The sequence below is a fragment of the Aquimarina intermedia genome, assembly GCF_008124785.1.
Lineage (GTDB): Bacteria > Bacteroidota > Bacteroidia > Flavobacteriales > Flavobacteriaceae > Aquimarina > Aquimarina intermedia.
The window spans coordinates 130,299-141,496 of sequence record NZ_VNHU01000003.1 but is presented as its reverse complement, the minus strand read 5'-3'; the positions used below and the strand labels follow the sequence as shown (position 1 = coordinate 141,496).

The window sequence follows — 11,198 nt, the reverse complement described above, 5'->3', positions numbered from 1 at the left end:
CTATCTAGTTCGTATTACTTACTAGCTAAAGAACGGGATTTTTTTAAAACTTTTTCTAAAGGAACTACTAAACTTCTAATAATTTGCTCCCCTAATGAGTCTTCTAATAAAGCAACCAGAATATATTTACGATTAGGACCCCAAACTAAAATTGAATCTGAGTGATAATTTCTCCAAGAGCCTGATTTTCTAAAAAGGTCAGCTTTAGGAGCAATACGATCTAACGTATTTACAAATTTATGATGTAAGGCAGGATCTTTCATGATATCCAACATTTGCTCAGAACGTTCTGTGCTAATCAAATTACCCATAGCCAATTGATAATAAAAACTACATACCTGACGTGTTGTAGCAGCATGACTAAGCCCCTTTAAAGGTTCAGGATGGCGACGCCCGCCGGCTGCATAGCGTTTACCAACCCAGAGTCCTCCCCCAACTTCTTCATCATAAAACTTATGTTTTGGCCCTCTTAGTACCGCTTCAATTTTTTCGTATCCCAGACGATCTATCATACGCGTAGAAGCCTGATTATTAGATTTACTTATCATTAAGCGCAAATCCTTTGTAATCTCGGGGGTTTCTTCTAACTCTCCTTTTTCGAGTGCATCCATAGCAGCCAGCAAAATTGCAATCTTTGGTAAACTAGCCGCGTACATCATATTATTATCATTAAGGCCGGCATAGCGAATATGATCAGCATCGCTCAAATCTACAATACCAATAGACATTTTTTTGCTGTCAACTAATCTTTTCCATTTTTTATTATTGAGCACTTCTGCCTCCAGTAAATATTGTAAGTTATCGTCATACAAATCGTCAATTGGCTTAACCTCTTCTTCTATAGTTATTGGAAGTGCAGTCTGACTATGTCCGACCTTAAGGCTTAAAACCGTTACTAACATTAAAACAATACTCCATTTACATTCTCTCATATAGTTATTTTTATTTAACTTAAAAATTATTTCTGTCTTTACAAAATTAAAAGACATAAAACACTTTATAATGTGCTAAAAGCATGCCAAGAACAGTTAAAACGTATGTTTTTTAGGACAAAAGGTATATTCTACAGTTATATAACAACCTAAAACAAAAAATCCCCCTGATAAACAGGAGGATTTTTAATATTTATAGAAAATAAGAATTATTTCCCTTTTTCCATTTTAGCTTTAAGATCAGCTAAGGCATCAAGATCACCAAGGGTAGTCTTTTCTGCAGATCCTGTAGAAGCTGCTTTCTTAGCTGCTTGCTTCACAATCTTAGCTTCTTCTTCTCTAAACATTGCAGTATGAGAGGCAACTACTCTTTTGAATTCTTTATTGAACTCAATGATTTGGAATTGTGCTTCCTCACCTTTTTGTAGTTTACTTCCATCTTCTTTCTCTAAATGACGAGAAGGAACAAAAGCAACGATATCTTCGTTAAATTCGATAGTAGCACCCTTGTCAACAATATCAGCAATAGTTGCAGTATGTTTTGTACCTACAGCAAAATCACCTTCATACTTATCCCAAGGATTATCTTCAGTTTGTTTATGACCTAAACTAAGTTTACGGCCTTCAACATCTAATTCAAGTACTACAACATCAAGCTTATCTCCAACGTTTGTAAAGTCAGAAGGATGTTTGATTTTCTTAGTCCATGAAAGATCAGAGATATAAATTAAACCGTCGATACCTTCTTCTAATTCAACAAACACACCGAAGTTAGTAAAGTTACGTACAATACCTGTGTGTTTAGAACCTACTGGGTATTTGGTAGTAATATCAGTCCATGGATCTGGCGTTAATTGCTTAATACCAAGAGACATTTTTCTTTCTTCTCTATCAAGTGTAAGGATTACCGCTTCTACTTCGTCACCAACTTTAACAAAATCCTGTGCAGATCGTAAGTGTGTAGACCAAGACATTTCAGAAACGTGAATTAAACCTTCAACACCTTCTTCAACTTCGATAAATGCACCGTAATCAGCGATTACAACAACCTTACCTTTAACTTTGTCTCCAACCTTAACTTCTTTATCAAGCGCTTCCCACGGATGTGGTTTTAATTGCTTAAGACCTAATTGAATACGTGTTTTAGCCTCATCAAAGTCTAAAATTACAACATTCAATTTCTGATCAAGATCCACCATCTCATTCGGGTGATTAATTCTTGACCAAGAAAGGTCTGTAATGTGAATAAGTCCGTCAACTCCACCAAGATCAACAAATACACCATAAGAAGTAACATTCTTAACAGTACCTTCTAATACTTGACCTTTTTCTAATTGACCGATAATTTCTTTCTTCTGCTCTTCAATATCAGCTTCGATAAGTGCTTTATGCGATACTACAACGTTCTTAAATTCGTGATTAATTTTCACAACTTTAAATTCCATCGTTTTACCAACGTATGCATCGTAATCACGGATTGGCTTCACATCAATTTGAGATCCTGGTAAGAAAGCTTCAATACCAAAAACATCAACGATCATTCCTCCTTTAGTTCTGCATTTAACAAAACCATTAACGATCTCACCTGTATCGTGTGCATTATTAACGCGATCCCAAGCCTTGATTACTCTAGCTTTACGGTGAGATAGAATTAATTGACCTGTAGCATCTTCTCTAACATCAATTAAAACCTCAACCTTATCACCTTCTTTAAGGTCAGGATTGTAACGAAATTCGTTTAATGAGATTACACCTTCACTTTTTGCATTAATATCGATGATAGCATCACGATCTGTAAGGTTAATTACAGTTCCCATTACTACTTCATCATTTAATGTATCAACGAAGTTGTCTGCAACCAGCTTTTCAAACTCTTCCAGTTTTGAATCCTCAATAGGATCAATTCCTTCTTCGTAGTTGTGCCAGTTAAATTCTTGTAAAAATTGCTCAGGATTCTCTTGTTGTGGAGAAGTAGTCTTAGCTGCTTTAGGAGCTTCTACTTCCTGAACATCTGTTTTTTTTGTTTCTTCAGACATTGAAGATAAAATTTGTATTCTGTATCTATTTGAGAATCAAAACGAAAACGTTTACAGAAGCGTTAGTTGAAATAAATGAACCCTTTTTTATTCTCTCACTCGTTAAAAAGGAGTGCAAAATTACATTATAAAATATTATTTCACAAGCAATTGCACATAATACCTTGCATTAATATTTAATTATTTCAAATTCACTACGTCGATTCGTTTGGTGTTCCTCTTCATTGCAAATTTTGTCCTTACAATTAATTAAAGGTTGCGACTCTCCGAATCCTTGAAATTTCATACGTCTTGCATTCACATAACCTACAAGTGCCAAATAATTTCTCGTTGATTCGGCTCGCTTCTCAGACAAGACTTGGTTATATGTATCGGTCCCTCTACTATCTGTGTGTGAACTGATCTTTATATATACAGATTTATATTTTTCCAACTTTTTTGCAAACTCGTCCAATACTTTTTTTGAATCTGCTCGAATATTCCATTTATCATAATCAAAATAGATTGGGGGAAGTTCAAAAAATAATTTTCCATTCTTCTCAACCACTGGAGGGCCTTCTGTATCTCTTAATAACTGTTCCTTGAGTTGTGCAGATGTTACTTTAGGTGGATTGGTGTTTGTATCTGAATCTTCAAGCGCTAAAGTGTCTTCATTCTTTTTAGTTCTGGTTAAGGAATCAGTCACCAAACTTTTCTCCAGATACAACACAATTAGCTGATCTTCTTTTTCTAATATTTTTATAGGTTTTGACCGTTCATTATATCCCGATGCTTTTGCTGTAAACTCAAAGTTTCCGGGAAGCGTAGTCAAACTAAAAGATGCGATCGAATCAAATGTGTTACTATACAATTGATTCATTTGTCCATCTTTAATACTAACTTCTGCATTTTCAATATATCTTTCGGTCGCAAAATCACGTACTTCGAATTGGGTTACATATTCGCGGGTAAAAATCTCTCCTATTTGGTTGAACTCATAAATATCATCACCCTCTTTTTTACGGTTTGATGCAAAGAAGTCATCCGTATCGCTATAATAACTTATCGAAAAATCATCATATCGAGAATTGATGGGTGCTCCTAAATTAACAGGAGCTTTGAATCCCTTATCAGTATATTCTGAAACAAAAAGATCCAACATGCCCAATCCTAAATGTCCGTTAGACGCAAAAAACAAATGATTATCATCCGATACAAATGGAAATTGCTCTCTATTGACAGTATTAATCATTGCTCCCAAATTAACAGGATCACCAAATATGCCTGCCGCATCAATTTCAACATAATACAGATCAAAATCACCATACCCTCCCGGCATATTAGATGAGAAAAATAATTTGGAGCCATCAGCATTTAATGTCGGATGCTCTATGCTAAACGAAACATCATTAAAAGCCAACTTCTGCGGAATCGACCACTCCCCTTTAATTTTCTCTGATTTATATAACTGAATCGCATTTTGCTGCAAACTATCAAACTTCTTTTTCCCTTTATCATAATTACTTCTAGAGAGATATAGCGTGTTACCGTCTTTACTAAAACAGAAATTACCTTCATGCAGCTTTCCGTTAATCTTTCCTTCAATTTCTTCACTATCCCCTATTGGCACATTCTTGTCATCCACCTTTATCTTCCTAATATCTAAAAATGGACGATGGGTCCATCGATATTGCTTATCGGTCAATCCATTTGGATATTTATCAGATGCAAAATAAATTAAACTATCCATCCTTACCGCTCCAAATTCTGAAGCATCCGAATTGAACGCTCCTTCTTTAATCTGGTAATCATCTTCTTTAAGTTTAAAAGCTTCTATGGTACTGATGGCATCTTGAACGCTAAAATTTGACGCATTGTTATTTTTATTATATTCTGTCAAGTACGTGACAGCTTTATCATAATCGCCAAGTGCTGAAAGGACTTGGTACATCATAAAATTAAATTTGTTATCATATGTTTTATCCCTTGCATAAAATTTTCCTTCGGTAAGAATTCTCAAATATCGATAAGCCTGTTTAAACTGAAATGTATTATAATAGGACTCTGATATATGTAAGAGAACAGGTTTTGAGTATCCATTTTCATTTAGAATTTCTTCATACTCAACTGCTGCATTAAGGAAATCACCTTTTTCAAAAAAACGATCAGCTCTGCTTTTTTTCTGTCCGCTTACTGTAAAAATTCCAAAAAGCAAGACTATAAAAACTACTATTTTTTTCATCGATATACGTTTATTTTATTCCTGGCAGTCAGTTCTTGTATATTTTATAAACAGCACATTTTACCGGGAATCTTCTGATAATTATTAGAAAAATCTTGGGGAAGCGTATTTTTTTGTGAATTTTAATAAATCAAAATTATATAACAAAATTACCTCATGGCTTCCATTATTGTACCCACTCAATTCGCTGATACTAAAATCATAGGCATATCCCACTTTTAAATTGGGAGTAATCTGAAATCCTGCCAAAGCGACTAACGCATCTTGATATCGATAAGAAACTCCGAGTTCAAAACGATCATAAATTAACGAGTTTAACGAGATATCAAAAGTTAGTGGAGAATCTACCACTTGTTTGATAACTACAGAAGGTTTTAGTTTGACATCGTCTACAAAATCAAAAACGTAACCGGCAATACCATATAAATGAGTTTTGCTTTCTGAAACACTTACGTCTCCTAATTCTACATTATTAGGTAAAAGATTTGGTGACGAAATTCCCACATAAAAATTACTGGAAAACAGAAACAATCCTGCTCCTATGGTTAGTTCTAATTGAGCACTGGTATTGGCAAAAGCAGGATCATCTGCTACATTGGAACCAGAGGGATCAATTTTGAAACTACTGAGTCCAGTCTTAAGTCCATAAGACAACTTAAAATCATCAGAAATGCTCGTTATATATGCAAAATCGATATTAAATAAATGAGTTTCAACCGGGATAGCATCTCCAATTCTATCATTAACGTAATTTACACTAAGCTCTATATTTTCACGAATAGGAACATGAGCAAAGAGATTTCCTGTTTGTGGAGAACCCTCTACGCCTGTCCATTGCTTTCGAAACAACAAACCTGTAGAAATCACTCCTGACATATTTGTTACATACCCCGGATTCACGGTACTCATATTGTACATATATTGAGAATATTGAGGGTCTTGCTGTGCAAAAACAATCGTATAACATGCCCATGTTATACTTAAAAGTATATATTTTTTCATGTGTGAATTATCTGCTTAAGTAAAAACTACCTTGTATCGGCAAGTTATTATCAAAGTTAGGATTGAAGATGTAGAAATAAGTTCCTGAAGGCAAGTCATCTCCTAGTCGGATAGACACGTTACTTTCTCCACGAAACTCTTCGGTATTGCGATTTCCATCAAAAACAAGGCTTCCATAACGGTTGTAAATTTTAAGATCAAAATCCGGGAATGCAATAGGAATGTTATAAACCTCTTCGATAAATAAAGCAAAACTGTCATTTTGAATATCTCCATTAGGAGAAACACCATCTTGAAACTCTAAGGTGCATAATTCTCCATTAGAAAAACGCTCTCCTGTATTATGAATAACAATTGGAACCGCTAATCGTCCTGACTCACAATTATCAGTGTCAACATTTGCGATATAAAACACCTGATTATCGTATAGCAGCGGATTGTCAACAATCGGCGTATCACTATCTAGTGTTGCATACTAATTATAATTGAGAACATCTACCTCAACATCATCCAATCGCTTTGCATCAAGAATACAAAATTCCTGCTCTGGTACTACAGGTATCGGCAAATCCACAATCTGAACGGAAACCATTAACGTGGAGTTATCACAAGGCGCTGTATTGGGTATGTTGTATTCAAAATTATAGATCTGATTGGTAAGCGTTTCAAAATCTAAAACTCCCTCTGCACTTAGAGCCTTGGTATTATCCGTATCTGTAAAAACACCAATTCTTGGCGTATCCCGAACTAATAACGAGTAAAGATTTACACTTCCATCTAATTTACAAAAGGTATCACTCCGATCATTTCCGATAGCTATAGGTTCAACTATCGTTATCGTGACTGACGCCTGATCAATATCGGGACAACCATCGTTGCCAGGCACTGTATAAATATAAGTCCCGGGACCAAGAATCGGCAACATTACATCAGCTGTATCAAAAACTCCCAAATGATTTGTTGATTCGTAACCAAACGGTCCATTCCAAATTCCTGTCGTGTCCGGAGTTCCACCTAATTGATCAAATAAAGTTACCGTAAGATCATTTGTACATAACTGAACGGATCCATCTATACCCGCATTTGCTTCTTTAAAAATGGTAAAAGTAAGTTCTGCGCTATCCAAGCACCCTTCAGCGCTTGCAGTATTATGTGTAAACGTAAATATTTGATTCGTCGTGATTTCCGGAAAAATAAAGGTGTTTGGAATACTTGTTCCTGCACTATTTGTCCAAATTCCTGTAGGTGAAACGGTATCAACACCATTGGTAGCAAGTAAGCTCCTTAAATCCACCTGACCAAGAGACTCACAGATATATACATCAGTTGTGTTTTCACCAGGATACTCAAAAGGTAAGATTTCAATAGTTACTGTTGCAGTTAACGCATCACAAGGGCTATTACATGATTCAGATGAAAAAGGATCGCATCCACCACCACAATTAATTGCGGGACTTACACCATACTCAAATATATAAGTACCAGGTGTCGCATTCAATGTATTCACCGTACCTCTATAGGTATAATCCGAATCATAAAAATTTTTAATTCCCAAATTAGAAGCCCCAGAAATCATCCTCCAATTAGTTGCATTATTTGAAGCATAGGTGAAGTCATGACCATCTGCCTGAGTAAATATCAGGAAGTCAAACAAATCCAAATTTCCCGGAGATTCATTTGCACAGATCTGCGGAATAGGAACTTGCTGTGAAAAGGGTCGTAATTGCTCATAAAAGGTAAACGAAATGACACTAGATTTATCGCTACATACCCCTGAGCGTTGATTCACAAAGTATGTAAAATCAAATGTTTTACATCCAAAACGAACATCAGCTCCATTTTGAACAACAAAATCATTATATATCGTTCTCAAATTGATAATTGAATCCTGTTCATTTTCAATTTGCCCTGTTGTATCAGTCCCTGCTAGCCAAATACTGTTATCACTATCTTCATCCTCAAGATAGATATCATCTCTCAGGTTGATATCTGCATCATAGAGACCGGCAATCATGTCATCTTCACAAATAGCTGTAGGCTTAGCAATACCTGGATCAACTTGTCTAACCATAGCTATACGGATCGTCGTTTCCATTGTCGGAGCACAAGGCCCTATCCCTGATACAGTATAGGTGAACTCAAATACTTCCTGATCTGGAATGGGATCTCCCTTTTGATACGGAATTTCTGCTTTAAAAATGGATCCGTCAAGACTTACAAAACTAGAGCTTGAACCATTGTACACCCAAGTTCCATTAAGATGTGGAGGAGGGTTTCTATTGTCATATACGAATGCTGAGAACAAATCAAAACCTCCAGAATCACATGCTTGAGCATTCACATTAAATTCTGGCGATCGCGGTAAGGCAACGCCCGAAAAAGGTCCTAAGACGATGCGGCCTTCTATAACCGGATCAGTTCCGCAGCTTGGACTAATTAATTGAAAACTGTATTCATCCAGCGTATTACCAAGTGTAGAATTCGGTAAATTCCATAATGAAAGATTACCGGTAGCCTCGTCTAATGCTGTAGCATATTTTGGATGAATTTTCCATGTTCCATCAGCGGGGACAAACCCCATCTCATCATATAGATTTATAATACCATCAGCTATCATATCACCATCGTAATCTATAGATTGCATAGCACAGAATTCTAAGGTACGAAGTGGTTGGTTACACTGAGCTTGAAGTTTTGAAAAGGATAATAAGAGAAAGCTGCTGATTAGCAGATAGTAAAGTTGTTTCACAGGTGGTTAGGTTTATGCTGCTAAAGTATAAAAAAAGCTTAAAAAAAAGGTAAGAACGTATTAAATGTTAAGGTTTTACCTTTCATTGGTGACGTTGGCGTAACGTTTTAGTAATATCTTTCATCGTAAATCCTTTAGCCTGCAAGAGAATGAGATAGTGAAATAACAGATCTGCGCTTTCATTTAAGAATAAATTATCATCGCTGTCTTTAGCTTCAATTACCACCTCAACTGCTTCTTCTCCTACCTTTTGAGCAATTTTATTGATTCCTTTAGTAAACAGTGAAGCCACATATGATTCTTGATTATCCAAATCATTCTTGCGCTCCTCAATAATATTTTCCAATGTAGAAATAAAACCGAAGGTTTCCTCATTTTTCTCATCCCAACAAGTATCAGCGCCTGTATGACATGTGGGACCAACCGGTTGTACCTGAATCAAAAGTGTATCTTGATCACAATCATTTTTGATGGACACTACTTCCAAATAATTCCCACTTTCTTCTCCTTTTGTCCATAAGCGTTGTTTACTTCTGCTAAAAAAAGTAACCTTCTTCGATTTATTGGTTTCCTGTAAAGCTTCTTCATTCATGTATCCCAACATCAGAACATGTTTAGTAATCGAATCTTGTATGATTGCAGGAATTAATCCATCACTACTTTTTGTGAAATCTATTTTCATTGTTGTGTTTTTTGTGTCTTTATATATTATTTACAGCTTTTGCTGCTTAAAATTATCTCCTAACGGGAATATCCTCGGCATCAAGGGCTGATTTCAATTCTTGTATATCGATTTGTTTAAAATGAAATACGCTGGCCGCTAAGGCAGCATCAGATTTTCCTATTTTAAACGTATCTGTAAAATCTTGTATACACCCGGCACCTCCAGATGCGATAATAGGTATGTTCAAATTTTCGGATAACTTAGCCAAAGCGTCGTTAGCGAATCCATCCTTGGTACCATCATTATCCATAGAAGTAAATAGTATTTCGCCAGCACCTCTTTGCTCTACTTCTTTTGCCCAATCAAACAAATTGAGCGTAGTAGGTACCTTACCTCCTACCAAATGAACAATCCATTCGCCATTAATCTGCTTTGCGTCAATAGCGACGGTGATACACTGACTGCCAAATTTTCCTGCTAATTCATTAATTAAATCCGGATTCTTAACCGCCGAGGAGTTAATCGAAACTTTATCGGCGCCATTTTTTAATAAAATATCTACATCGGCTATTGATGAAATTCCGCCACCCACCGTAAATGGAATATTAACATGCTCTGCAACTCTCAATACTAAATCAGCAAGCGTTTTACGTCGCTCTTCGGTTGCAGAAATATCAAGAAAAACTAACTCATCAGCGCCTGCCTCAGAATATAATTTTGCCAATTCTACAGGATCTCCTGCATCACGTAAATCCACAAAATTGACTCCTTTAACGGTGCGACCATTTTTGATATCCAGACAAGGGATAATTCTTTTTGTTAACATAGCGCTTTACTTTCCTAAAATATAATTTTCCAATTGTTTGAGGCTGATTCTATTTTCATAGATAGCTTTTCCTATGATCGTTCCTTCGCAACCCAAAGCTTCTAATTGAGGGAGTTCATCAAAGTTAGAAATACCGCCAGAGGCTATTAATTTAATTTCAGTATTATTTTCTAAAATTTTTCGGTAAAGATCAAAAGAAGGACCTTGTAACATTCCATCCTTACTAATATCTGTACAGATTACGTAGGATATACCCTTATCTTGATATGCTTTTATAAACGGCATCACTTCCTGATCACTTTCTTCTAACCAACCGGCGACAGCTATTTTTTCATTAGTAGCATCAGCACCTAAGATTATTTTTTCAGCTCCGAACCGTTCTATCCAGCTTGTAAAAACCTCGGGGTCCTTGACAGCGATACTACCTCCTGTTATCTGTGCAGCTCCACTATTAAAGGCTATTTTTAAATCTTGCTCAGTTTTAAGTCCGCCACCGAAATCGATTTTCAAACGTGTATTAGAAGCAATACTCTCAAGCACTTTATGATTTACAATATGTTTGGATTTTGCACCATCAAGGTCAACCAAATGTAAATATTCTATGCCATGTGCTTCGAACATTTTAGCTACCTCTAAAGGATGTTCATTATATATTTTTTGTGTCGCATAGTCTCCCTTAGACAGGCGAACACATTTACCATCTATGATATCAATTGCCGGAATGATTCTCATTGTATATTTTTTAATTAAAGTTAACTTTAAAAAGTA

The 11,198-nt window shown here is 35.8% G+C and carries 9 protein-coding genes; all 9 read right to left on the bottom strand.

All coding sequences use genetic code 11. The annotated features are described in order from the left end of the window. Nucleotides 1–14: 14 nt before the first annotated feature. Nucleotides 15–932: a serine hydrolase gene (locus BD809_RS06015; RefSeq protein ID WP_148782066.1), complete on the bottom strand. Its 918-nt coding sequence runs from the start codon at nt 930–932 to the stop codon at nt 15–17. Between the two features lie 209 nt (nt 933–1,141). Beyond that, nucleotides 1,142–2,968 (bottom strand): 30S ribosomal protein S1, encoded by a 1,827-nt coding sequence (gene rpsA, locus BD809_RS06010; RefSeq protein WP_148782065.1) that lies wholly within the window; start codon nt 2,966–2,968, stop codon nt 1,142–1,144. A 169-nt stretch (nt 2,969–3,137) separates the two neighbouring features. Beyond that, nucleotides 3,138–5,189, bottom strand: coding sequence for an OmpA family protein (locus BD809_RS06005; protein ID WP_148782064.1), 2,052 nt, complete (start codon nt 5,187–5,189; stop codon nt 3,138–3,140). An 84-nt stretch (nt 5,190–5,273) separates the two neighbouring features. Continuing rightward, nucleotides 5,274–6,191: a PorP/SprF family type IX secretion system membrane protein gene (locus BD809_RS06000; protein WP_148782063.1), complete on the bottom strand. Its 918-nt coding sequence runs from the start codon at nt 6,189–6,191 to the stop codon at nt 5,274–5,276. 7 nt (nt 6,192–6,198) lie between these two features. After that, on the bottom strand, nt 6,199–6,606 hold the full coding sequence (locus BD809_RS05995) for a T9SS type B sorting domain-containing protein (protein ID WP_170251769.1): 408 nt from the start codon (nt 6,604–6,606) through the stop codon (nt 6,199–6,201). 60 nt (nt 6,607–6,666) lie between these two features. Next, nucleotides 6,667–8,835 (bottom strand): hypothetical protein, encoded by a 2,169-nt coding sequence (locus BD809_RS05990; RefSeq protein WP_148782061.1) that lies wholly within the window; start codon nt 8,833–8,835, stop codon nt 6,667–6,669. A 187-nt stretch (nt 8,836–9,022) separates the two neighbouring features. Beyond that, nucleotides 9,023–9,649 carry a bifunctional phosphoribosyl-AMP cyclohydrolase/phosphoribosyl-ATP diphosphatase HisIE gene (gene hisIE / locus BD809_RS05985; RefSeq protein WP_262712882.1) on the bottom strand — a complete coding sequence of 209 codons (627 nt, stop codon included), beginning with the start codon at nt 9,647–9,649 and terminating at the stop codon, nt 9,023–9,025. A gap of 25 nt (nt 9,650–9,674) precedes the next feature. Further along, nucleotides 9,675–10,430: an imidazole glycerol phosphate synthase subunit HisF gene (gene hisF / locus BD809_RS05980; RefSeq protein ID WP_148782059.1), complete on the bottom strand. Its 756-nt coding sequence runs from the start codon at nt 10,428–10,430 to the stop codon at nt 9,675–9,677. Nucleotides 10,431–10,436: 6 nt separating this feature from the next. Beyond that, entirely contained in the window at nt 10,437–11,162 is a 726-nt protein-coding gene (gene hisA, locus BD809_RS05975) for a 1-(5-phosphoribosyl)-5-[(5-phosphoribosylamino)methylideneamino]imidazole-4-carboxamide isomerase (protein ID WP_148782058.1), read from the bottom strand. Between the last annotated feature and the right edge of the window lie 36 nt (nt 11,163–11,198).

Excerpts from the sequence above, each read along its gene's own strand:
- BD809_RS06015 (WP_148782066.1), bottom strand. The coding sequence starts at position 932 with ATGAGAGAATGTAAATGGAGTATTGTTTTAATGTTAGTAACGGTTTTA.
- rpsA (WP_148782065.1), bottom strand. The coding sequence starts at position 2,968 with ATGTCTGAAGAAACAAAAAAAACAGATGTTCAGGAAGTAGAAGCTCCT.
- BD809_RS06005 (WP_148782064.1), bottom strand. The coding sequence starts at position 5,189 with ATGAAAAAAATAGTAGTTTTTATAGTCTTGCTTTTTGGAATTTTTACA.
- BD809_RS06000 (WP_148782063.1), bottom strand. The coding sequence starts at position 6,191 with ATGAAAAAATATATACTTTTAAGTATAACATGGGCATGTTATACGATT.
- BD809_RS05990 (WP_148782061.1), bottom strand. The coding sequence starts at position 8,835 with ATGCAATCTATAGATTACGATGGTGATATGATAGCTGATGGTATTATA.
- hisF (WP_148782059.1), bottom strand. The coding sequence starts at position 10,430 with ATGTTAACAAAAAGAATTATCCCTTGTCTGGATATCAAAAATGGTCGC.
- hisA (WP_148782058.1), bottom strand. The coding sequence starts at position 11,162 with ATGAGAATCATTCCGGCAATTGATATCATAGATGGTAAATGTGTTCGC.